18 protein-coding genes and 15 tRNA genes are annotated in these 21532 nt (G+C 45.8%); 26 read left to right on the top strand and 7 right to left on the bottom strand.

All coding sequences use genetic code 11. The features are described 5' to 3' along the window. Nucleotides 1–106 precede the first annotated feature (106 nt). The 3 genes from napF to galU form a co-directional block, all read right to left on the bottom strand. Nucleotides 107–595, bottom strand: a complete 489-nt coding sequence (gene napF / locus FJQ87_RS13620) for a ferredoxin-type protein NapF (RefSeq protein WP_140933090.1) — start codon at nucleotides 593–595, stop codon at nucleotides 107–109. A gap of 82 nt (nucleotides 596–677) precedes the next feature. Next, the gene (galE, locus tag FJQ87_RS13615; RefSeq protein WP_140933089.1) at nucleotides 678–1691 is read right to left on the bottom strand and encodes a UDP-glucose 4-epimerase GalE; all 1014 of its coding nucleotides are present in this window, start codon (nucleotides 1689–1691) and stop codon (nucleotides 678–680) included. After that, a complete protein-coding gene (gene galU / locus FJQ87_RS13610; RefSeq protein ID WP_140933088.1) occupies nucleotides 1691–2599 on the bottom strand; it encodes a UTP--glucose-1-phosphate uridylyltransferase GalU in 909 nt (302 codons plus the stop codon). The genes galE and galU overlap by 1 nt, the downstream gene beginning before the upstream one ends. Nucleotides 2600–2860: 261 nt before the next feature. Between galU and phhA the strand changes: the two genes are divergently transcribed. The 5 genes from phhA (at nucleotide 2861) to maiA (ending at nucleotide 8149) form a co-directional block, all read left to right on the top strand. After that, nucleotides 2861–3673, top strand: a complete 813-nt coding sequence (gene phhA / locus FJQ87_RS13605) for a phenylalanine 4-monooxygenase (protein ID WP_140934124.1) — start codon at nucleotides 2861–2863, stop codon at nucleotides 3671–3673. Between the two features lie 135 nt (nucleotides 3674–3808). Continuing rightward, nucleotides 3809–4150: a 4a-hydroxytetrahydrobiopterin dehydratase gene (locus FJQ87_RS13600; protein WP_140933087.1), complete on the top strand. Its 342-nt coding sequence runs from the start codon at nucleotides 3809–3811 to the stop codon at nucleotides 4148–4150. Between the two features lie 341 nt (nucleotides 4151–4491). Continuing rightward, entirely contained in the window at nucleotides 4492–6042 is a 1551-nt protein-coding gene (gene tyrR / locus FJQ87_RS13595) for a transcriptional regulator TyrR (RefSeq protein ID WP_140933086.1), read from the top strand. 343 nt (nucleotides 6043–6385) lie between these two features. After that, nucleotides 6386–7372 (top strand): fumarylacetoacetate hydrolase family protein, encoded by a 987-nt coding sequence (locus FJQ87_RS13590; protein ID WP_140933085.1) that lies wholly within the window; start codon nucleotides 6386–6388, stop codon nucleotides 7370–7372. 45 nt (nucleotides 7373–7417) lie between these two features. Beyond that, nucleotides 7418–8149: a maleylacetoacetate isomerase gene (maiA, locus tag FJQ87_RS13585; RefSeq protein ID WP_140933084.1), complete on the top strand. Its 732-nt coding sequence runs from the start codon at nucleotides 7418–7420 to the stop codon at nucleotides 8147–8149. Here maiA and FJQ87_RS13580 read toward each other — a convergent pair. Beyond that, nucleotides 8142–9026, bottom strand: a complete 885-nt coding sequence (locus FJQ87_RS13580) for a LysR substrate-binding domain-containing protein (protein ID WP_140933083.1) — start codon at nucleotides 9024–9026, stop codon at nucleotides 8142–8144. The genes maiA and FJQ87_RS13580 overlap by 8 nt on opposite strands. A 96-nt stretch (nucleotides 9027–9122) precedes the next feature. Between FJQ87_RS13580 and FJQ87_RS13575 the strand changes: the two genes are divergently transcribed. Next, the gene (locus tag FJQ87_RS13575; protein WP_140933082.1) at nucleotides 9123–10322 is read left to right on the top strand and encodes an MFS transporter; all 1200 of its coding nucleotides are present in this window, start codon (nucleotides 9123–9125) and stop codon (nucleotides 10320–10322) included. On the opposite strand, the gene FJQ87_RS13570 is transcribed toward FJQ87_RS13575, so the two are convergent. Further along, complete coding sequence (locus FJQ87_RS13570; RefSeq protein ID WP_140933081.1) at nucleotides 10323–10550, bottom strand: hypothetical protein; 228 nt, start codon at nucleotides 10548–10550, stop codon at nucleotides 10323–10325. Between the two features lie 280 nt (nucleotides 10551–10830). On the opposite strand from FJQ87_RS13570, the gene gltX reads away from it, so the two are divergent. The 16 genes from gltX to FJQ87_RS13490 all read left to right on the top strand — a co-directional run bounded on the left by gltX (nucleotide 10831) and on the right by FJQ87_RS13490 (nucleotide 14264). Continuing rightward, entirely contained in the window at nucleotides 10831–12240 is a 1410-nt protein-coding gene (gene gltX, locus FJQ87_RS13565) for a glutamate--tRNA ligase (RefSeq protein WP_140933080.1), read from the top strand. A gap of 98 nt (nucleotides 12241–12338) precedes the next feature. Next, nucleotides 12339–12414: transfer RNA gene (locus tag FJQ87_RS13560), tRNA-Ala, on the top strand. A gap of 62 nt (nucleotides 12415–12476) precedes the next feature. Then, nucleotides 12477–12552, top strand: a tRNA-Glu gene (locus tag FJQ87_RS13555). Nucleotides 12553–12615: 63 nt separating this feature from the next. Continuing rightward, a tRNA-Glu gene (locus FJQ87_RS13550) sits at nucleotides 12616–12691 on the top strand. 33 nt (nucleotides 12692–12724) lie between these two features. Beyond that, nucleotides 12725–12800, top strand: a tRNA-Ala gene (locus FJQ87_RS13545). A 60-nt stretch (nucleotides 12801–12860) separates the two neighbouring features. After that, a tRNA-Glu gene (locus tag FJQ87_RS13540) sits at nucleotides 12861–12936 on the top strand. 64 nt (nucleotides 12937–13000) lie between these two features. Next, nucleotides 13001–13076: transfer RNA gene (locus tag FJQ87_RS13535), tRNA-Glu, on the top strand. 63 nt (nucleotides 13077–13139) lie between these two features. Continuing rightward, nucleotides 13140–13215, top strand: a tRNA-Glu gene (locus FJQ87_RS13530). A 33-nt stretch (nucleotides 13216–13248) separates the two neighbouring features. Then, nucleotides 13249–13324: transfer RNA gene (locus FJQ87_RS13525), tRNA-Ala, on the top strand. A 61-nt stretch (nucleotides 13325–13385) separates the two neighbouring features. Beyond that, nucleotides 13386–13461: transfer RNA gene (locus FJQ87_RS13520), tRNA-Glu, on the top strand. Between the two features lie 64 nt (nucleotides 13462–13525). Beyond that, nucleotides 13526–13601 (top strand) — tRNA-Glu (locus FJQ87_RS13515). 64 nt (nucleotides 13602–13665) lie between these two features. Then, nucleotides 13666–13741 (top strand) — tRNA-Glu (locus FJQ87_RS13510). 63 nt (nucleotides 13742–13804) lie between these two features. Then, nucleotides 13805–13880: transfer RNA gene (locus FJQ87_RS13505), tRNA-Glu, on the top strand. 63 nt (nucleotides 13881–13943) lie between these two features. Next, nucleotides 13944–14019: transfer RNA gene (locus tag FJQ87_RS13500), tRNA-Glu, on the top strand. Nucleotides 14020–14052: 33 nt separating this feature from the next. Then, nucleotides 14053–14128 (top strand) — tRNA-Ala (locus FJQ87_RS13495). Between the two features lie 60 nt (nucleotides 14129–14188). Further along, a tRNA-Glu gene (locus FJQ87_RS13490) sits at nucleotides 14189–14264 on the top strand. Nucleotides 14265–14373: 109 nt separating this feature from the next. Here FJQ87_RS13490 and FJQ87_RS13485 read toward each other — a convergent pair. Next, nucleotides 14374–16200, bottom strand: a complete 1827-nt coding sequence (locus FJQ87_RS13485; RefSeq protein WP_140933079.1) for an ABC transporter ATP-binding protein — start codon at nucleotides 16198–16200, stop codon at nucleotides 14374–14376. Nucleotides 16201–16408: 208 nt separating this feature from the next. Here FJQ87_RS13485 and FJQ87_RS13480 point away from each other — a divergent pair, with 208 nt between their 5' ends. The 3 genes from FJQ87_RS13480 (at nucleotide 16409) to FJQ87_RS13470 (ending at nucleotide 19329) form a co-directional block, all read left to right on the top strand. Continuing rightward, nucleotides 16409–18037 carry an Ada metal-binding domain-containing protein gene (locus FJQ87_RS13480; protein WP_140933078.1) on the top strand — a complete coding sequence of 543 codons (1629 nt, stop codon included), beginning with the start codon at nucleotides 16409–16411 and terminating at the stop codon, nucleotides 18035–18037. Beyond that, nucleotides 18034–18627 carry a methylated-DNA--[protein]-cysteine S-methyltransferase gene (locus FJQ87_RS13475; RefSeq protein WP_140933077.1) on the top strand — a complete coding sequence of 198 codons (594 nt, stop codon included), beginning with the start codon at nucleotides 18034–18036 and terminating at the stop codon, nucleotides 18625–18627. Before FJQ87_RS13480 ends, FJQ87_RS13475 begins: the two co-directional genes overlap by 4 nt. 165 nt (nucleotides 18628–18792) lie before the next feature. Beyond that, complete coding sequence (locus FJQ87_RS13470) at nucleotides 18793–19329, top strand: helix-turn-helix domain-containing protein (RefSeq protein ID WP_240778730.1); 537 nt, start codon at nucleotides 18793–18795, stop codon at nucleotides 19327–19329. Here the strand turns inward: FJQ87_RS13470 and FJQ87_RS13465 are convergent. Further along, nucleotides 19313–20521, bottom strand: coding sequence for an IS4-like element IS10A family transposase (locus tag FJQ87_RS13465; RefSeq protein ID WP_206194401.1), 1209 nt, complete (start codon nucleotides 20519–20521; stop codon nucleotides 19313–19315). The two genes, FJQ87_RS13470 and FJQ87_RS13465, sit on opposite strands and share 17 nt — an antisense overlap. A 112-nt stretch (nucleotides 20522–20633) precedes the next feature. On the opposite strand from FJQ87_RS13465, the gene FJQ87_RS13460 reads away from it, so the two are divergent. Then, a complete protein-coding gene (locus FJQ87_RS13460) occupies nucleotides 20634–21509 on the top strand; it encodes a transposase (protein WP_240778729.1) in 876 nt (291 codons plus the stop codon). Nucleotides 21510–21532: the final 23 nt, after the last annotated feature.

Here is a 21532-nt window from a genome sequence, read left to right as displayed (position 1 = left end):
AGTGACGCAACCCTTTGCTGCATTGCTATACAAATTGCTGAAAATACTAGCGATATTTATCTGTGGTCTAGCATTAGGCCCAAAACTAGCGGTAACACTAGCCTAGTTAATCAGTGCTAGTCGGAACTTTCATCGTGATAGCTTGCACCGGGCAACTGGCCACACAGGCGCCGCAACCATTGCATAAGTCGGGATTAATGTGTGGTGTTGGAGCAGGTTTTGCGTGTAAATCAAAGCGAATGGCCGTGACATCGCAATTATCGCGACAGGTTTGACACATTACGCCTTCAAAGGCCAAGCAATGATGGGCAACCACGGCTAAATGAGACCAAGGCTTAGCTTGCTCAGGGTTAAATACTGGCGCCTCGCACACTTGTTGGCACTTACCGCAAAAGGTGCACTCGCCCTTAGTAAAATCGACTTCAACAAAGCCGCCATCGCCCGCGATTAAAATGCCGGTGTCACAGGTTGGAATACAAAGCTGGCAGCGATTACAGAGATCGGTAAAGTCAGCATCAGTGCGACTATAAGGCGGGCGAATACTGCTAGATGGTTGGCGTCTAAACAAACGCCGTTTTTGTGCATCAATTGCCATAAATTGCCATAGTGTTCTTTAAAAAATTAGGGGGACAGGCCCCCTAAATATACTACTTACTATAAAAGCTTAGGCTAACGGCTTACTTGGGATAACCGTTAGGATTGCTTGATTGCCAATGCCAACTGCTGGTGGCCATATCTTGCAAGGTATGATGCGCTTGCCAGTTTAATTGCTCACGCGCCTTAGCTGGGTCTGCATAACAGGCTGCAATATCACCAGGGCGGCGCGCAGTAACGGCATACTTAATGGTTTTGCCACTGGCGTTCTCAAACGCCTTAACCATATCAAGCACGCTATAACCGATACCTGTGCCTAAGTTAAACGTCACTAGACCGCAGTCGGTGGCTAATTTTTCCAGTGCCTTGATATGACCTAAAGCCAAATCGACCACGTGAATATAATCGCGCACCCCAGTGCCATCAGGCGTTGCATAATCATCACCAAAGACACTTAAACACTCGCGCTTACCTACGGCAACTTGGGCAATAAAAGGCATCAGGTTATTAGGAATATCGTTAGGGTCTTCACCAATTAAGCCGCTTTCATGGGCGCCCACTGGGTTGAAATAACGCAGGCGCGCTATGTTCCAGCTTGGGTCAGCATGGTGTAAGTCAGCTAAGATATTTTCAACCATTAACTTAGACTGACCGTAAGGGTTAGTGGCACCCGTCGGGAAGTCTTCGGTAATTGGCAAACTCGCAGGATCGCCATAAACAGTGGCTGATGAGCTAAATACTAGGTTTTTAACCTTATATTCTGCCATCACTTCACACAGCATTAAGGTGCCAGTGACATTGTTCTGGTAGTATTTGAGCGGCTTAGCCACAGATTCACCCACCGCCTTAAGACCAGCAAAATGAATCACAGCAGTAAACTGATGTTGACCAAAAATCGATTGCAGCAAGAGTTTATCTAAAATATCCCCTTGATAGAATTTCACTTTTTTACCGCTAATGGCTTCAACGCGGCTTAAGGATTCAGTACTGGAATTGGATAAGTTATCAAGCACCACTACATCATAGTTGGCCGCTAATAACTCAATTAAGGTGTGGCTACCGATATAACCCGCGCCACCTGTTACTAAAATGGTCATTAATCCATATCCTTGACGAGCTGTTTTAAGTAAGTTTTAAATTCATCACCAATGGCTGCATGATGTAAGGCATATTCAACATTGGCTTTCATATAGCCGAGTTTATTGCCGCAGTCATGGCTTTTGCCGCGCATGTAATAAGCATTAACCGTTTGTTGCTCCATCAGCATGGCAATGGCGTCGGTCAGCTGAATTTCATCACCAGCGCCTATTGGTGTTTTCGCCAGCAATGGCCAAATGTCCGCAGGCAGCACATAACGGCCAACCACAGCTAAGTTGGATGGCGCTTCATCTAATGGTGGTTTTTCAACCAGTTCGACCAAGGGCGCAAAGTCGCCTGGAGAGAGTGTCAGGCCGTTAACGTTGGCAATACCATATTGGTTAACTAAGGCGTGATCGACGCCTTCTACCATGATTTGGCCACAATCATCTTCATCAAAGCGCGCAACCATTTCGGCTAAGTTTTGCGTGCTCAAATCGCAGCTCATTTGGTCAATAATGACATCGGGTAATAACACCGCAAAAGGTTCATTACCGACGACGGAACGAGCACATAAAATAGCGTGACCTAAGCCCTTAGCTTGGGATTGACGCACGCTAATCACAGTAACATCTTTAGGGCAGATGGACTTAATATCATTGAGTAACTGGCGCTTAACCCGGCGCTCAAGCTGAGCTTCTAACTCAAAGCTGGTATCAAAATGGTTTTCAATGGAGTTTTTACTGGCATGAGTCACCAGTACGATTTCCTTAATACCCGCAGCAATAGCTTCACTGACTACGTGTTGGATCAAAGGTTTATCTACAACGGGCAGCATTTCTTTCGGAATGGCTTTAGTTGCAGGCAACATCCTGGTTCCTAAACCTGCTACTGGGATTACTGCTTTTTTAATCTTTTGAGATTTCATTTGATGTCCGTAATCAATTATGAGTTTGGCTATTGTAAAGCAGCCGTTTGAAAAAGGCATGTTGTCAGGTCAATTAATCAAGCGAGTTAGCATTAGGATGTGGGATCCGCATCCATTATTCGGGGAAAAACCGTCTCGTAAATAAAAGTTGACGTTTGCGCTCAGGCTTTGAGTCATTATTTATCAAGGGGATGATTAACAAACACGAGCGGATAACAGATGATGAAAATGTGACGTACCTGTTAATTATCGAGGGTTATGATGGCAACGAGTTATATTGCCAGAGAGGCTGATGCCGATGGCTTGATCCATTATCCAGAGCAAGAGCATAGCGTATGGCAGCGTTTATATGCGCGCCAAGCGGTAAACTTGCCCGGCCGAGCGTGTGATGCCTATATGCAAGGACTGGATGCGTTAGCCTTGCCAAAAGATAGAATTCCGCAACTTGCTGAAATTGATCGGGTGCTTGCAGGAACTAGCGGTTGGCAAACGGCGGCGGTTCCGGCCTTAATTTCTTTTGGCCGATTTTTTGAGTTACTGGCCAATAAACGCTTTCCGGTCGCGACCTTTATTCGCACCGAGCAAGAGATGGACTACTTGCAAGAGCCCGATATTTTTCATGAAATCTTTGGTCATTGCCCATTATTGACCAATCAAGCCTTTGCGGATTTTTCTGAGCATTATGGCCAATTAGGGTTAGCGGCGAGTAAAGAAGAGCGGCCTTACTTAGCCAGGCTTTATTGGTTTACCGTTGAGTTTGGTTTACTTAATGTGGGTGCGAGTTCAGGCCCTAGCGTGGATACGCAGAGGCGCATTTATGGCGGCGGTATATTAAGCTCACCGGCTGAAACTTTATATGCCTTAAGTGGCGAACCTGTGTACGAGCCGTTTGATTTGCTTAATGTGCTGCGCACTCCCTATCGCATTGACATTATTCAGCCGATTTATTATGAAATTGAGCACATAGATTTTCTGGGTGAAATTCGCAAGATGGACATAATGGCAAGCGTTGCTAAAGCACGGCAATTAGGCTTGTTTGCGCCGCGATTTGCCCCTAAAAGCCAAACTGTGTAACTGCGTTTGCCATACTCATGGTTTAACTCACACTAAAAAATTACCTAGGGCGTTAATGGCAAATTCAATCAATACATTAACTAAGAGTTTCTGGCATTAACGCTCACATGAACCCATGAATAATAAGGAAACATTATGACTGAATTAGCGACTTTAGGCTGCGAAGCCTGCCAAGCCGATGCCCCTAAGGTGACCGATGCTGAGCTTGCTGAGTTAGTGCGTGCCATTCCCGATTGGCAGGTACAAGTACGTGACGGCATTATGCAATTAGAGCGGGTGTATAAGTTTAAAAACTTTAAACAAGCGTTAGCCTTTACCAATCAAGTGGCTGAATTAGCTGAAGCTGAGTTTCACCACCCAGGTATTCTCACTGAATGGGGCAAGGTCACTGTCACTTGGTGGTCGCACTCCATTAAAGGCCTGCATAAAAACGACTTTATCATGGCGGCTAAAACCGATTTGCTGACTCAAGGGTAGAAGTGAGTCATTACTCGTAGCTATTCATCACGACGGTATCTGACTGAAACTGCATCTGACTGTAACTGTATAAGGCTGTAACCGTATATGGCTATAGCAGTAAGAGTGTTGACGTCCAAGCCATAACATGACATCTAGTAACCCATCATTAGTCGCCGATTCATGGGCGGCTAATGATAGGGCGGCTAATGATAGGGCTCACCTCTTTTGCCTTAGGAAAAACCTCTGTAAACAATACTTGCCACTTTAAGCGAAACCTTCTAACGTATAGCCACCACTGATAAATGCTAGTGAATGTTGGCCGGATGCCAGCAAAATTCGCTATCAAGAGGATGCGTATCATGCGATTAGTTGTTAGCTGCCATGACAGGGTCGGATTAGCCAAAGATATCTTGGTCGTGTTAGAGCGTTATGGCATTAATTTAATGGCGATAGATGCCAGCAATAAAGGCTTTCTTTATCTTCAGTTCGCGCAAGTCAGTTTTGATACCTTAAGTGCGCTTATGCCGCAACTGCGTAAAGTCGATAGTGTCAGCGACGTCCGTACCGTGTCTTTTATGCCCTCAGAACAAGAACATTACGCATTAAAGACCCTGCTTAAAACCTTACCTGATTGTGTGTTCTCCTTAGATGCTAAAGGCCGTATCCGGATTGTTAATGAGTCCGCCTTAGTGACGTTAGGCATGAGCGAAACCGAAATTTTAGAAGAGCCGTTAAATCATTGGGTTCAAGGTGAAAACTTCAGTCGCTGGCTTAGTGAACCGCAAGTGTTAGCTAAAACCGCGCGCGTGCAAATCGGTGAACGTGAATTCCTCGCTGAAATGCTGCCCATCTATTTACCTGACGATCAAGACGCGCATATTCTCACTGGCGCTGTGGTGTCACTCAAATCTCTCGCCCGTTTAGGCAAACAATTTAATGCGTTGCAGCATCAATCCCAAGGCTTTGAAACTGTGCTCGCCGTCAGCGATAAAATGAAGCTGGTGGTCAATCAAGCGCGGCGTATGGCGCAATTAGACGCGCCGCTACTGATCACGGGGGAAACCGGTACCGGCAAAGAGTTAATGGCCAGGGCTTGTCATGATGCCAGTCTTCGCCGAGATTATCCGTTTATTGCGATTAACTGCGCCGCCCTGCCAGATAGCGCCGCTGAAGAAGAATTGTTTGGTTTTGTGGCTAATGGCAAGTTAGTTAAACGCGGATTTTTTGAAGAAGCTCAAGGCGGCACTGTCTTTTTGGATGAAATCGCTGAAATGTCTAAGGCGGCGCAAGTCAAATTATTGCGACTCCTTCAAGATGGCTGCTTTAGACGCATAGGTGGCGATGAAGAGGTGAGGGTCGATGTTCGAATTATCTGCTCAACCCAAAAGAATTTAGCCGAGTTATGTCAGCAAGGCAGTTTCCGAGAAGATTTATATTACCGCATTCATGTGTTGAGTTTTCATATGCCGGCGTTAAGAGAGCGGCGCGTGGATGTTATCCCGTTAACCGAAATGTTTTTAGAACACTATAGCCAGCAATTATCGAGCCCACTGCGCCGAATTTCTGCCAATTGCCGCGATCATCTGCTTACCTATGCTTGGCCTGGCAATGTGCGCCAACTTAAAAATGCGGTGTTTCGAGCGGTATCTATGTGGGATGGCAGTACAGAACTCACTGTCGAGCAGCTTAAATTACCTTCTTACGCTGAAGGTTTTGGCTACTTTGATAACGAGTTTGATGGCACCTTAGATGATGCCATGCGCCAATTTGAAGCCAATTTATTAAGGCGCCTCTATCCAGCCTTTCCGAGTACTAGGCAATTGGCTAAAAAATTGGGGGTATCTCACACTGCCATCGCCAATAAATTACGAGATTATCAAATTAATAAGCCTAAAAGTTCATCAAGTTAACTATCCGCGCCTATGTTGCTGCTAAACAAGGCTATTGCCAGGGAGTTGCAGCCATGGCAAGGGTATTAAGACGTTATTTTTAAAAGCGTATTTGCTAAAAATCTTGTTCTTAATAGCTTGCCCTTAAAGATGGGTTGTTAAAGGTGTACTGTTGAAAGCTTAAGTGCCGAAGAACAAGAGGTGTAAGTTTATCTTTACGAAAATAAGGTGATGGCTTTGACCGTTGAATGGCAAGCTCATATATGAATCTGTTGCTAGTTAAGGTAGATATGTAGCTAAGTTTAAGGTCATGCCATCAGGGTTCAACCTGTTATTGGACAGAGCGCAGAGGTTAGGAGTACCTATGAAGTTAGCGAGTTATCGAAACGGTCGTAAAGATGGTCAATTGATGTTGGTGAGCCGCGATCTTCGCCGCGCGATTGCTGTGCCAGCGATTGCTCATACCTTACAACAACTGCTGGATCAGTGGGATTTATTAGCGCCGCAATTACACGAATTATATGAAGCGCTGAACGCTGGTAAAATGGATAACGCAGTGGCCTTTGATGAGCAGTTATGTTTATCGCCATTACCTCGTGCCTATCAATGGCTTGATGGCAGTGCTTATGTGAATCATGTGGAATTAGTGCGTAAAGCCCGTGGCGCAGAAATGCCAACTAGCTTTTGGACCGACCCGTTAGTGTATCAAGGTGGTTCAGATAGTTTTATCGCGCCACGCGACCCCATTGCCTTAGCGGATGAAGCTTGGGGCATAGATTTTGAGTCAGAGATAGCGGTCATTACTGATGATGTGCCTATGGGCGTCTTAGCCATTAATGCCGCCAAACACATTAAATTATTGATGTTAGTCAATGACGTTTCTTTGCGTAATCTTATCCCTGGAGAGCTCGCCAAGGGCTTTGGCTTCTTCCAATCAAAACCTTCAGGCAGTTTCTCACCGGTTGCCATCACTCCTGATGAATTAGCCGATAAATGGCAAGACACTAAAGTGCATTTACCTCTTATTACTCATTTAAATAATGAGTTATTTGGTGAGCCTAATGCCGGGGTCGATATGACCTTTAGTTTTGCCGAGCTTATTGCCCACGCCGCCTTTACTCGGCCGTTAGGCGCTGGCGCCATTGTTGGCTCTGGCACTATTTCTAACTATGACAGAAGCGCAGGTTCAAGCTGCTTAGCTGAAAAACGTATGTTAGAAGTGATAGCGGATGGTAAAGCGCAGACGCCTTTTATGAGCTTTGGTGACACAGTGCGCATTGAAATGCTTGATGCTAACGGCGACAGTATTTTTGGCGCCATAGATCAGCAAATCGTGCAATATCATCCGTAAAACATATGGATAATTCGGGGCATTGCCCCGAATGTGGGAGGCAAGATGTTAACCTTATATGGCTATTGGCGCTCAAGCGCCGCTTATCGGGTCAGGATTGCACTAGGGCTTAAGCAGCTGCAAGCGCAGCATATTTCTGTGCATTTAGTCAAAGAGGGCGGCCAGCAGAAAACGGCTGCATATAAAGCATTAAATCCGCAGCAACTTGTTCCTACCTTAATTGATGATGGCTTAAGTGATGACTTAGATGGTGAAGTCACTCATAGCGCTATGAGTAGTCAGATAAATACTTCTACCAATAGCCCCAGCAATGCCCCCTTAGTATTAACCCAATCGTTGGCCATTATTGAATATTTAGAAGAGCGCTATCCACAGCTTCCCATATTGCCGCAGGATATTGCCAAGCGCGCGCAAGTGCGCGCCATAGCTCAGCTCATTGCCTGCGATATTCACCCGTTAAATAATCTACGAGTATTGCAATACCTTGAGCACTCGCTTAATCAAGACAGTGATGCGCGTAAGCTTTGGTATCACACTTGGGTAAAGCAAGGCTTTAGCGCGCTGGAGCAGATGCTTAGCCGCTCGCTGTCACTATGCTGCGTGGGTGATACCCCGACCTTGGCTGATATTTGTTTAGTGCCGCAAGTATACAATGCGCTGCGTTTTGGCATAGACATGAGCGAATATCCGCACATTACTAGAGTCAACGATTATTGCTTAACTCTGCCAGCCTTTATTAAGGCGGCACCAGAATTACAGGCCGACGCGGTTATTTAGCATGCTTAAGTAAAAATTCCACAAAGGCGGTATCGGCGCAGCTTAAGGGTTTGGCTTTTTTCCAGGCAATATATAAATCCAGACTAATGGGCGGCGAGAAGGGGATAGCATGAATGTTATCATCTTGATTGACCGCCATTTTTAGTACGCTACTTACCGCAAAGCCTTGGGATACTAACTGTTTAATCAAAGCGATTAAGTTAGTTTCAAAGGCTATCTGCGGGCTAATTTCAAGCTTTTTGGCTTGCTCTAATAACCACTCCCGATGGAAATAACCAGTCTTAAACATCACTAAGTCATGGGCCAGAAATTGCGCTAGGCTCACTTGGTTAAAATCGGCCAAGGGATGATCAAAACCCACGGCCGCAACCATTTGCTCTTGCAATAAAAAATGACCATCAAAGTTATCTTGCATATCTGCGGCTGTGATAATGGCTATATCCACTTCTTCTTGGTTAAGCATGCGCAAGGTATCGCGGGTGCCGCCTTCAAACAGGGATAATTTGATGTTGGGATGATTATGCCTAAAAGCCATCAGGCGGCTAGGTAAATAAAATGAACCTAACATGCCAGGGACTGCAATTCGCACTTCACCTAATGACAAGGATGCCATGCTGCTGATATGGCGCTGAGCTTGCTCCATTTGTCCGAGAATAATCTTGGCATGTTCATGCAATGCTTGACCTTCTGCGGTCAAGCTGATGGATTTATCAGATTTACCGGCGCTGCGATTAACCAGCTTTACTTTCAATTCAGTTTCGAGTTTTTTTAAGCTTTGGCTTAAGGCGGGCTGGGCTAACTGCAGGTGTTCTGCTGCCATGGTAAAACTGCCATATTGAATCAGGCTACAAAAATGCTGCAGTTGTCTAAATTCCATAATATAAGTAATTTCAATATTTGGCAGGGTAAATATATATTATTGTTATTTTTGTGGGCTTGCTAGGCTTACTTATCATTGTTAGTCGGAAGCACCATGTTTAGCGCATTTCATCAAGCCGAGCAGGCGGGTCAGCAAGGGTTAAGGTTAATATTGGCCTTGAGTCTTGCTTCATTAGCTTTATATATCAATCTTTATGTCTTTCAAGGAATGCTGCCAGCCATTGGCGAGCAATTTTCAGTATTACCCAGTCATGCCAGTTTATTGTTATCGGTAGGTACCTTAAGCATGGCTATTTCCTTACTGTTAGTCGCCGTCTTTTCCGATAAGTTGGGTCGCCGTAAACCTATCATGCTGAGCATGGGCTTACTGGTACTTATCGATTTATGCTTTTTGCTGGCTAACTCCTTTGAAACACTATTACTGGTGCGCTTGCTGCAAGGCTTAACGTTGGCGGTATTGCCAGCCACTGCCATGGCGTTATTTAAAGAGCAATTAGACAGTAAGCAATTGCTGGTCGCTGCAGCTATCTATATTGCTATGAATAGCCTTGGCGGGATCAGTGGCCGTTTATTGGGTGGGTTGTTTTCGCAATACTTATCTTGGTCACAAGGACTAAGGATGCTGGTGGCGGTGACATTAGCTTTAGTGTTACCGGCAATCTATCTGTTAGCTAAGCTGCCTGAGAGTTTTACTAAGCCGGTAAAAGGAGGATTTACCTGTAAAGCTTTGGCGGGCTTTACGCTGCATTTATCTGAACCGTCACTGCGGCTAACTTACGTGATTGGCGCACTTGCGTTTATGGTGATGGTTAATCAATACAGCTTTATTCAATTGCACTTAATGGCGCCGCCTTACGAGCTTAATCGTTTTGAGACCACGTTAATTTTCTTATGCTATTTAACTGGGACTTGGGTGTCGTTTCAGTCGAGTAAGATCATTTATCGATTTGGCCATAAACGCTTACTGCCCATGGGTGGGGTGATTATGCTACTTGGCACTTGTGTCAGTGGTTTTAGCCCTATAGCAATGATAGTGCTGGGATTCATGCTTTCATCCCTAGGTTTTTTCTTAATTCACAGCGTGTGCAATAGCTATGTGGTCACGACAGCGTCATCGCATCAAGCCAAGGCAACGTCGCTCTACTTATGTAGTTACTATTTGGGCGCAGCAGCTGGTGGGCCACTATTAATGCCTTGCTGGCATGCGATGGGCTGGCTTGGGGTAGTACTTGGGTCTGTCGCTATCTTATTCGTGTTAGTGCTCTTGAGTCTGCGCTTAACTCGCTTGAGTTAATCATTTAAGTGGCGATATTTTTCTGAGCACGGCTTCACTGGGAAGCAATTCTAAGTGGCCATGCTCATCAAAGTACCAACCGGTAATAAAACCTTTGTGGCGCATGTCGATTAAGTTATGCATCACTTCTTTGGCTTCTTTGAGTGCTGAGGCATCGTCATAATCGTTTACTAGTTTAAGGTAGGCAATAATACTGCTTAGTGAGGCTGATTGACTGACGTGAGGCATGTCGGCATCTCCATACTAGGGTTATGCCCTTAGTCAAGCACAGGAATCAAACCTGTGCAAAACCGCCATGACATTTTACCTAAGTCGAGCGTCAGCTTAATGAGGCAGGGAAGTCGTAGCGATAAATCCCTGAAGTCAGATTTTTAAGGCTATTTTTGGGCTTGCAAGGTTGCAAGCCTTTTTCGTGCTAGCTTAGGCTGGTAGAATGGCGCCACAGTATCGTTTAGATACAGCTTTTACTCTTTAGCTGTAAATCTTAATCAATGAAGGTCAGTGTCCGATGACAACAAAAACGCGTTTCGCCCCAAGCCCAACGGGATTCTTACATGTAGGTGGTGCCCGTACGGCATTGTATTCTTGGCTCCACGCACACGCCAACCAAGGTGAATTTGTTCTGCGTATTGAAGACACAGATATTGAACGTTCAACCCAAGAAGCGTGTGATGCCATTTTAGAAGGCATGGAATGGTTAGGCTTAACTTGGGATGAAGGTCCTTACTATCAGACCAAGCGTTTTGACCGTTATAACGAAATCATCGCGCAAATGTTAGAGCAGGGAACTGCTTATAAGTGTTATTGCTCGAAAGAGCGTCTTGAGCTAATGCGTGAAGAGCAAGCAGCTAAAGGCGAACGTCAGCGTTATGATGGCTGTTGTCGTGACAGCGCGCCGCGCACTGATGATTCACCTTTTGTAGTGCGTTTCAAAAACCCATTAACTGGCTCAGTCATATTTGATGACCATGTTCGTGGCACCATTGAAATTGCTAACCAAGAGTTAGATGACTTAATCATTGCGCGTACCGATGGCGTTCCTACTTACAACTTCTGTGTGGTGGTTGACGATTGGGATATGGGTATTACTTGTGTGGTTCGTGGTGAAGACCATATCAACAACACGCCAAAGCAAATCAACATCCTTAAAGCGTTAGGTGCTCCAATCCCTGAATATGCTCACGTGGCTATGATTTTAGGTGATGATGGCGCCAAGTTATCTAAGCGTCATGGCGCAGTTAGCGTGATGCAGTACCGTGATGATGGTTTCCTGCCAGAAGCCTTATTGAACTACTTAGTGCGTTTGGGCTGGTCTCATGGCGATCAAGAAGTATTCTCTATGGCTGAAATGATTGAGTTCTTTAAACTGGACGATATCAATAAAGCCGCTTCTGCCTTTAACACTGAGAAACTGATTTGGTTAAACCAGCACTATATTAAAGCGCTGGATCCTGAGTATGTTGCTAAGCACTTATTGTGGCACATGCATGATCAGCAAATTGATATGAGTGAAGGTCCTGAGTTAGCGCAAGTGGTGAGTGCTTTGTCAGAGCGTGCTAAAACGCTGAAAGAATTAGCTCAATCTAGCCGTTACTTCTATGAAGATTTCGCGGAATTTGATGAAGCGGCTGCTAAAAAGCATTTACGTGGCGTAGCGCTTGAGCCATTAACCTTAGTTCAAACCAAATTAGCGGCCTTAACTGAGTGGACTCAAGAAGCGATTCATCAAGTTATTGAAGATACTGCAACTGAATTAAACGTAGGTATGGGTAAAGTGGGTATGCCACTGCGTGTAGCTGTGACTGGAGCAGGGCAGTCACCTGGTTTAGATTTAACCATGTTACTGATTGGAAAGGCTCGTTGTGCGCAGAGATTATCCAAGGCGGTGGAATTTGTAGCAAACAGAGCTAATTCCTAAAAAACCCGTTGACACTTTTGGGTGTGCTGCATAGAATGCGCTCGCAGTTGAGGGCAAGGCTAGTAAATAGCGGCGCACTCAAAAGTAATGAAAGTTAAGGGGTTATAGCTCAGCTGGGAGAGCGCTTGCATGGCATGCAAGAGGTCCACGGTTCGATCCCGTGTAGCTCCACCATCTTTTCAGGCAACTGAGATGATGAACTCGCTTTAAGAAGAGTATAAATACTTAAGTCCAGGGTCCCCTTCGTCTAGAGGCCTAGGACACCGCCCTTTCACGGCGGTAACAGGGGTTCGAATCCCCTAGGGGATACCAAATTTTTGCAGTGTTTAAAAAACCTGTACTCGTATTAAGAAGAGTATAAATACTTAAGTCCGGGTCCCCTTCGTCTAGAGGCCTAGGACACCGCCCTTTCACGGCGGTAACAGGGGTTCGAATCCCCTAGGGGATACCACAATTTCTGAGTTTTTGTTGTAGACAAGAATTCGGGGCTATAGCTCAGCTGGGAGAGCGCTTGCATGGCATGCAAGAGGTCCACGGTTCGATCCCGTGTAGCTCCACCAAGTTTTCAGGCAACTGAAAATGTTAACTCGTTTAAGAGAGTATAAACACTTAAGTCCAGGGTCCCCTTCGTCTAGAGGCCTAGGACACCGCCCTTTCACGGCGGTAACAGGGGTTCGAATCCCCTAGGGGATACCACATTTTTGCAGTGTTTAAAAAACCTGTACTCGCTTTGAGAAGAGTATAAATACTTAAGTCCAGGGTCCCCTTCGTCTAGAGGCCTAGGACACCGCCCTTTCACGGCGGTAACAGGGGTTCGAATCCCCTAGGGGATACCAAGTTTTTGCAGTGTTTAAAAAACCTGTACTCGTATTAAGAAGAGTATAAATACTTAAGTCCGGGTCCCCTTCGTCTAGAGGCCTAGGACACCGCCCTTTCACGGCGGTAACAGGGGTTCGAATCCCCTAGGGGATACCACAATTTCTGAGTTTTTGTTGTAGACAAGAATTCGGGGCTATAGCTCAGCTGGGAGAGCGCTTGCATGGCATGCAAGAGGTCCACGGTTCGATCCCGTGTAGCTCCACCAAATTTTCCAGGCAACTGAAAATGTTAACTCGTTTAAGAGAGTATAAACACTTAAGTCCAGGGTCCCCTTCGTCTAGAGGCCTAGGACACCGCCCTTTCACGGCGGTAACAGGGGTTCGAATCCCCTAGGGGATACCAAATTTTTGCAGTGTTTAAAAAACCTGTACTCGCTTTAAGAAGAGTATAAATACTTAAGTCCAGGGTCCCCTTCGTCTAGAGGCCTAGGACACCGCCCTTTCACGGCGGTAACAGGGGTTCGAATCCCCTAGGGGATACCAAATTTTTGCAGTGTTTAAAAAACCTGTACTCGCTTTAAGAAGAGTATAAATACTTAAGTCCAGGGTCCCCTTCGTCTAGAGGCCTAGGACACCGCCCTTTCACGGCGGTAACAGGGGTTCGAATCCCCTAGGGGATACCAAATTTTTGCAGTGTTTAAAAAACCTGTACTCGCTTTAAGAAGAGTATAAATACTTAAGTCCGGGTCCCCTTCGTCTAGAGGCCTAGGACACCGCCCTTTCACGGCGGTAACAGGGGTTCGAATCCCCTAGGGGATACCAAATTTTTGCAGTGTTTAAAAAACCTGTACTCGTATTAAGAAGAGTATAAATACTTAAGTCCGGGTCCCCTTCGTCTAGAGGCCTAGGACACCGCCCTTTCACGGCGGTAACAGGGGTTCGAATCCCCTAGGGGATACCACAATTTCTGAGTTTTTGTTGTAGACAAGAATTCGGGGCTATAGCTCAGCTGGGAGAGCGCTTGCATGGCATGCAAGAGGTCCACGGTTCGATCCCGTGTAGCTCCACCAAGTTTTCAGGCAACTGAAAATGTTAACTCGTTTAAGAGAGTATAAACACTTAAGTCCAGGGTCCCCTTCGTCTAGAGGCCTAGGACACCGCCCTTTCACGGCGGTAACAGGGGTTCGAATCCCCTAGGGGATACCACATTTAAACCACCTTACGGTGGTTTTTTTGTATCTGCCATTTGATGAGGTTAATCATGGCTGTCACTTGCCGGCACTGATCGTAAAGTCATTTCTTGTAAGCACTGGCATTAATCAGTTCCTAAAAACCCACCGGTTTGATGCGCCCATAATTGGGCATAAATACCATTGGCTGCGAGTAATTGCTGATGATTGCCTTGCTCTACAATGGCGCCATTATCTATCACTATCAATCTATCCATAGCGGCTATGGTTGATAATCGATGCGCAATAGCAATAACCGTTTTGCCTTGCACCAATTGGGTCAAGCTGTGTTGAATGGCGGCTTCCGCTTCTGAGTCCAGCGCAGAGGTGGCTTCATCCATCACTAAAATTGGCGCATTTTTAAGTAACGCCCGCGCGATAGCAATTCGCTGTCTTTGGCCGCCAGATAGTTTTACGCCGCGCTCTCCGACCATAGCCTCTAATCCTTGGTTGCCTTGTGGATCCGATAACCCATCAATAAATTCATCCACTTGAGCCATAGTCATAGCGTTTTGTAGTTCCTCGGCGGTAGCATTAGGCTTGCCATATAAGATATTGTCGCGAACGCTGCGATGTAATAGGGACGTATCTTGAGTGATCATGCCAATATGAGATCGCAGAGAATCTTGTTGCACCAGAGCAATATCTTGGCAATCAATGCTAATACGTCCTTGATTGAGGTCGTAAAAACGCAGCAATAAATTCACTAGGGTCGATTTCCCGGCGCCGCTACGACCGACTATGCCAACTTTTTCCCCGGGTTTTATGCTTAGGCTCAGATTATTAAACAGCGAATTGGCATGATAGCTGAAGTAAATCGACTCAAAATTGATTGCCCCCTGACTAACCGTTAGTGCTTTAGCATTTGGACTATCACAAATTGCTGTTTCTTGGCTTAAGGTGGCCATGCCATCGGCGACTGTGCCCATATTTTCAAACAGACTGCTGAGTTCCCACATGATCCACATCGACATACCGTTGAGCCGCAGTGCCAAACTAATCGCCACGGCAATAGCGCCAATGGTGATGGCGTTATCAATCCACAGGCTAATGGCCAAGGCGGCGACAGCAAATGCCAGCAAGTAGTTACTGATATGCACTAATACATTCAGCCCAGTCACTAAACGCATTTGCTGATAGACAGTGGTTAAAAACTCCCGCATACCTTGCTTTGCATAGGCATCTTCTTGCTCGTTATGGGCAAATAACTTAATGATGGAAATATTGGTGTAACTATCAACGATGCGACCTGTCATTAACGAGCGCGCTTCCGCTTGATGTTCAGACACTTGTTTTAATTTGGGAATATAAAACCATTGAATAAGGCTATAAACGCCAAGCCATACCAGCATAGGGATCACCATGCGCCAATCGCTGCTGGCTATCATGGCTAACATAGATAAAAAGTACACTAAGATGTACACCAGTACATCGAGAAGCTTCATCACGGTTTCGCGCACGGCAAGGGAAGTTTGCATCACTTTAGTGGCAACGCGGCCTGCAAAGTCTTGCTGATAAAAAGCTAACGATTGTCTGAGTAAATACTTATGAGCCAAAAACCGAATGGCCATAGGGTAATTGCCAAGTAGAGTTTGATGCACGACTAACGAATGAAATAGCGTCACTAGTGGCAATAGCACTAAGAGTATTAGACTCATTATCAATAACTTACCGCCTTCTTGGCTGAGTAAGATATCTGGGTTCCTTGTCGCTAGCCAATCCACTAATTGCCCCATAAAGCCAAACAGACTGACTTCGAGCATGGCCATGATTGCCGTTAGCACTGACATCAATATGAGTGGTTTTTCAAAGCCGCGGGTATAAAAACGGCAAAATGCCAGTAGGCTATTGGGTGGCGTTTCTATAGCTTGTTCGGGCAGGGGATCGGTCCAATGTTCGAAGAGTTTGAACATAGCTTTCCTTGGCTTAATCACCGACATCAGTGCCGATGAATCGTGGTAATTGATAGCATCATAGCTATGGCTTTAAGATAACCGTAAATGGATACTAATCGATAGCATTAACTTAACAGTATCAGTTCCGTTTTTTGCTAGTTTGGTGCATGGAACGGGTTACGCTATGAGATAACTAAGATTGAATATGGTCGAATAAGGTGAGGTTATGAGCAATGCCAGTGTGAGTCAGCCATTAACACTGAGTGACACTCTCTGTCAGCGTGCGCGTTTAAGCCGTGATAGACGCTTTGATGGTAAATTTTATGTGGCCGTGGTTACCACAGGTATTTATTGCCGGCCGATATGCCCAGCTAAAGCAGCTAATGAAGCCAATGTGCGTTACTTTTTACACGCAGCTAATGCGGCGGCAGCAGGCTTTAGGCCGTGCCTGCGATGTTGCCCAGACGCCGCGCCCGCATCCCTGCGATGGCTAGGATCTGCCAAACATTTACATCAAGCATCGCAGTTATGTTTACAAGTTTCTCCAGTGACAGGGGCGTTTTATCGAATGGAAGAAATTGCTGAGCAACTTGGGGTCACTAGTCACTATATACGGCAATTAAGTCAGCAATATTTAGGCATGGGATTAACACAATTTCGATTGCATCAGCAGTTATTAATGGCTAAGCAATTGTTGCACCGCAGTGACTTAACTTTCGAGCAAGTGGCTGTCTATAGCGGCTTTAATTCGATGCGCAGTTTTAATGACGCCTGCAAAACTAAACTCGGTAAAACCCCAAGTGATATTCGCCGAGCGTTAAATAAGCATATCTCTAACCCTAATAACTGTAGCAATTTAGTGCAATTTCATGTGGGTTATCGCCCGCCTTATGACTGGCAGCATGCCATTAGTTTTTTAGCCAAACGCTGCATTAGTGGCATGGCAAGGAGTGATGGCATTAATCGCTATACCACCACTATCGATAACAACCATATCAAAGGGTTAGTAGAGATCACTCATCAAGGCGAACAGTGCCGCTTCGCACTAAAATTTTGGCCGCATCCAGACTGTGACCACTTACCTGTACTGGCTTTGCATCAATGGGCGCGTCATTTTTTAGATGCGGATGCTGATAGCCATGTTATTGATGAACACCTGCGGCAATTATTAGGTCATAGCGCAAAACCTGGGCTGCGCTTAGTGCAGACAGTCACGCCCTTTGAAGCGCTATGCCGCGCCGTATTAGGGCAACAAGTGACGCTTAGTTTTGGGGTGAAGCTCATTAATTTACTAGTGGCAAAATTCGCTGAACCTTGGCAGGTCAATGGTGAAAGTTATTGTTTCTTTCCAACGCCAACGGCCATCGCTGCCAGTGATTTATCATTTTTGCCAATCCCTAAGGCTCGCCAGCAAAGTTTGCAGGCTTTAGCTCAGTTATGGGTTGATTGTCCCGCGCCGCAAGCCGCTGATTGGCTGCAGGTTAAAGGCATAGGCCCGTGGACTTGTGATTATGGTGCTATGCGTGGATTAGGGGATACCGACAGATTTTTAGTAGGGGACGCCGTTATTAAAAAGTATCTAGCTGCATTAATTAATCGTGGCAAGATGAGCGTTAATGGTGACAGCTTACATATTGGCAGCTTCAATATTGATCATGCAGCAGTAGAGGAAGATAGCACACTGTTAGCGGCCAATAATGACGCTGCAATGGCTATGCATAAAATTGATATACATCAGGTTAACGCAAGTATTACTCCTGCCGAGCTTAGCGCTTTATGGCAACAGCAAATTCGTCCATGGGGCAGTTATTTGACTCACCAAATTTGGGCATTAGCAGCGGGGAATGTGGCATGAAAAATAGGAAAAACCTAACAAATAACGCTGAAGCTAACTTAAACAGTAATGAGTTAGTGCTAAGAGCGCGTCCAATAACCACGCCTTTGGGACTATGGTGGGCAGAAGCGAGTAAGCATGGTATTCGCCGCTTAACCCCTGAAGTGATTGACCATTCTAACGTCAACAGCGCGGCTAACAACTGGAATGTTAATCTTCAAGATGACTTAAGCGCGATAGCCGCGCATCTTGATTTACTGACCTTAGAGCTTAACCACTATTTTGCCGGAAAATTACAGCAATTTACGGTCGCACTTGATATTGCTGGCACTACGTTTCAGCGCCAAGTGTGGCAAGGGTTGCAGCAAATTCCTTATGGCAGTTATTGCAGTTATGCCGATTTAGCCGTGAATGTCGGTCGTCCCAAAGCATTTCGCGCGGTCGGTACCGCCAATGGCGCCAATCAAATTGCCATAGTGATCCCTTGCCATCGGGTAATTGGCAGTAATGGTAAACTCACAGGCTATGCCCATGGTCTTGATGTCAAAGAGTATTTATTGAGACTTGAACATGTTGCCCGCGCAATCTCGCTCGTTTACGGGCGAGTCTAGCGGGTGGTAACTTCTCTAGAATTTTTTCAAGGACTTGGACGTTCTAATCGCCTTTTCGCTAGAAGGCGTATTCTGGTTTTCTATGTACTGCTTAACAACATCAAGAATTGACAACTGTAAGCGCAGTGTCATAGCCTGAGTTCAGAAAGCAACAAAGGAAACGCAATGCTCACTGGCATTAAGCTACGCGCTAACCCTACATCAGACCAAAAGCTGGTATTAAGCCAGTGGATGGGCTGTGCGCGTAGTATATGGAATGCCAAAGTTGATGAGGAAAGGTACTACAGGACGTTTGCTCGTAAGTATTACCCGATTGGTACTTACGCGCCGATTGATCAGAAAGCTTCTCAATTCAAGTCAAAAGAGTTAACGCCGTGGCTGTATAAATGCCCTAGCCAGATTATCCGTAACAGTGCGGTTAGCTGGTATCAAACTTACCAGAAGTTCATGAAAGGCGGGTGTGGGAGACCTAAGCGCAAGTCTAAGGCTGATCGTGGCAGCATCCATTTAACTCGCGAGGTGTTCCGTTTCGACCGTTGCGAAGATGGAAACCTGCGTCTATTCATCGGCACAAAAACAAATAATATTGGTTACTTATCCTTTAAAGCGCATAACAAGTTCGAGATCCCGAACTCGCTGTATGTGCGCAAAGAGCGTGGTCAATACTATGTGCTGAAGGATCCCCTCATAAATCGGCCATAGCATAGCCATATTTGAGTAACTGATTGGCGAATAATACCCACGCCGCCAGCAATTCTTTCTCCGTGATTTGATAATCAGGCCGCCTGAGTACCTCCAATCCCAAGCGAATCGTTGAGAGTACCGTTCGATGCCCAATGGTATTGGCCTGAAAATGCTTATCCCAGCCCTGTTGCTGTGCATGTAAACCAACTAGCCACAACAGGCATTGAACCATTAACGCAATCAGTAGGATGATGTCGAATCGCTCTGGACTGTTGGTACGACTTTGGCGTAAGCCAAAGCCGTATGCAGGGCTTTTGAGGTCACGAAAGGTTTCCTCTATTTGCATACGTTTGGCGTACAGGTTTACCAGCTGTTTTGGGCTCCGAGATCCTGGTGGTAAGTTGCTGGCTAACACCCAAGGTTCTCTCGCCGCTGTTGAGTACGTTTTTGCTGATGGATGGTGGCAATTCGTCCTGGTTGAACGCTGATTTGTACGGCCCTTAGGTTTGCTACGATACAGCGAGAGATGGCAATTGATAGGGTTAGTTTTGGTCAAGGTCTTACAACCCAGGCTCTTCGCTTGACCGTTGGCCAAGTCATGTGTACTGCGCACTGCACGCCAATTTTCGGCACCAATATCTGCAAATTGAACTGTACCGCGAATACGGCTTAGCCAAAACCAACCATGTGCCTCAACCTCTTTGTACCAAGGCACTTTGAACCCCGCGTCAGTCACGATGAGAGGGGTAACATGCAAAGGTAAAATCTTGGCTAAGTCCGCTAAAAAACCGTTGTGGGCGGCCTTAGAGCATTGTTCTGATAGGGGATAGGATTTCTCATATAGGGTAATAGAGCGGCCATTGAAGGCTATTGAGGCTCGCAGGGCCATGATGCGTTTATGCTCTCGGATATCTGACCAATCGACGAGCACAATCGGCATAGGGTTACCAGAACAGATAAGGCTGGCATGCCATTGGTAGACCGCTAACCGCTCTTGATGCAGATGCGTGTTGCCGAGCAAACGATCAATGCGCTTGATGTTGTGCTTGGTTCGAGCCGTGGTTGGTAAATTTCGACCTAACTCAGTCAAGGTCAGTGTCTTACATTCAATCAGTGCCTTAGAGGCCAGCATCAAACTGTTTAATCGTTTTAGGTGAAGTTCTGGGCAGTATTGGTGTAAAGAATGTTGTAGGATATTGGCTTCGCGCATCTTGTTGTCCAAGTGTAGTTTTTGACGAAACCATTTGATCATGCAACAAGATGCGCTTCCACCCTAATTTGATGATTTATTTGTAAATTATCAGGGGATTCCTCAGTACTATGTGTCTTTCTGCTATGAGAATGGCAAAGACGAGTCGGAGCTATCTAGCAATTCTGAGCATCTAGCATTTCTGCAAGGCTCAACAAAAGAGTATCTGGAAGAACACACGATCGGCGTAGATCGTGGTATTGCAATTTCTGTTCATGCTGGATCAATGACGTTCGATTTCTACGATAATCAGAAAAAGAACATGACCAAAGCAGAACGCTATATTAAACGACTGCAACGTAAACTGGCACGTCAGCAAAAAGGCTCAAGTCGTCGCAACAAAACTAAGCATCGTATTGCTACTCACCATGCTAAAAAAGCGAATATCCGCAATGATTTTGCGCACAAGACAAGCCGCTCGCTTGTCGATAGCAAAGCAAAGGTTATTGTTTTCGATGCACTAAGTACCTCACGCATGACGCACAAGCCAAAGGCAAAGCAAAACGAGCAAGGCCGCTATCTGCCAAATAAAGCCAAACAAAAAGCCGGACTAAACAAGTCCATCCTAAATGTTGGCTGGCACATGATAGAAACCTACACCAAATACAAAGCTTACCAAGCGGGTAAAGCTGTATTCAAAATTCCCGCCCCGTATACCAGTCAGGAGTGTGCTAAGTGCGACCACACTCACCCCGACAACCGTAAATCACAAGAACTCTTTGTGTGCGGCAAATGTGGCAATACTGACAATGCAGATAACAACGCATCACTGGTCATTAAGAAACGGGCAATTAACCTAATTTTAGACACTGGAACGGTGTTGTCTGATGATGGGGTTCTAAGAACCAAGTCAGATAGTGGACGTGGAGGCAATCGTAAGACTAGCCGAGCCAACAACTCGACTAGCAGTGTCCAACGAAGCGTCAAAAAAGAAAAGTTAGCAGCTTAGGCTGTTGTCTTGGAAGCTCGCTG

Origin of the sequence: Shewanella sp. SNU WT4 (genome assembly GCF_006494715.1) — a bacterium.
Classification (GTDB): Bacteria; Pseudomonadota; Gammaproteobacteria; order Enterobacterales; family Shewanellaceae; genus Shewanella.
Note: the sequence above shows the minus strand (reverse complement) of the source record. Positions and strands in the feature narration are given on the sequence as shown.

Bases quoted from the DNA above. Each gene is read 5' to 3' on its own strand.
- tyrR (WP_140933086.1), top strand. From the start codon at position 4,492: ATGCGATTAGTTGTTAGCTGCCATGACAGGGTCGGATTAGCCAAAGAT.
- FJQ87_RS13475 (WP_140933077.1), top strand. From the start codon at position 18,034: ATGAAAAATAGGAAAAACCTAACAAATAACGCTGAAGCTAACTTAAAC.
- galE (WP_140933089.1), bottom strand. From the start codon at position 1,691: ATGACCATTTTAGTAACAGGTGGCGCGGGTTATATCGGTAGCCACACC.
- gltX (WP_140933080.1), top strand. From the start codon at position 10,831: ATGACAACAAAAACGCGTTTCGCCCCAAGCCCAACGGGATTCTTACAT.
- FJQ87_RS13600 (WP_140933087.1), top strand. From the start codon at position 3,809: ATGACTGAATTAGCGACTTTAGGCTGCGAAGCCTGCCAAGCCGATGCC.
- galU (WP_140933088.1), bottom strand. From the start codon at position 2,599: ATGAAATCTCAAAAGATTAAAAAAGCAGTAATCCCAGTAGCAGGTTTA.
- FJQ87_RS13485 (WP_140933079.1), bottom strand. From the start codon at position 16,200: ATGTTCAAACTCTTCGAACATTGGACCGATCCCCTGCCCGAACAAGCT.
- napF (WP_140933090.1), bottom strand. From the start codon at position 595: ATGGCAATTGATGCACAAAAACGGCGTTTGTTTAGACGCCAACCATCT.
- FJQ87_RS13480 (WP_140933078.1), top strand. From the start codon at position 16,409: ATGAGCAATGCCAGTGTGAGTCAGCCATTAACACTGAGTGACACTCTC.
- FJQ87_RS13590 (WP_140933085.1), top strand. From the start codon at position 6,386: ATGAAGTTAGCGAGTTATCGAAACGGTCGTAAAGATGGTCAATTGATG.
- maiA (WP_140933084.1), top strand. From the start codon at position 7,418: ATGTTAACCTTATATGGCTATTGGCGCTCAAGCGCCGCTTATCGGGTC.
- FJQ87_RS13470 (WP_240778730.1), top strand. From the start codon at position 18,793: ATGCTCACTGGCATTAAGCTACGCGCTAACCCTACATCAGACCAAAAG.
- FJQ87_RS13580 (WP_140933083.1), bottom strand. From the start codon at position 9,026: ATGGAATTTAGACAACTGCAGCATTTTTGTAGCCTGATTCAATATGGC.
- FJQ87_RS13570 (WP_140933081.1), bottom strand. From the start codon at position 10,550: ATGCCTCACGTCAGTCAATCAGCCTCACTAAGCAGTATTATTGCCTAC.
- phhA (WP_140934124.1), top strand. From the start codon at position 2,861: ATGGCAACGAGTTATATTGCCAGAGAGGCTGATGCCGATGGCTTGATC.
- FJQ87_RS13575 (WP_140933082.1), top strand. From the start codon at position 9,123: ATGTTTAGCGCATTTCATCAAGCCGAGCAGGCGGGTCAGCAAGGGTTA.
- FJQ87_RS13465 (WP_206194401.1), bottom strand. From the start codon at position 20,521: ATGCGCGAAGCCAATATCCTACAACATTCTTTACACCAATACTGCCCA.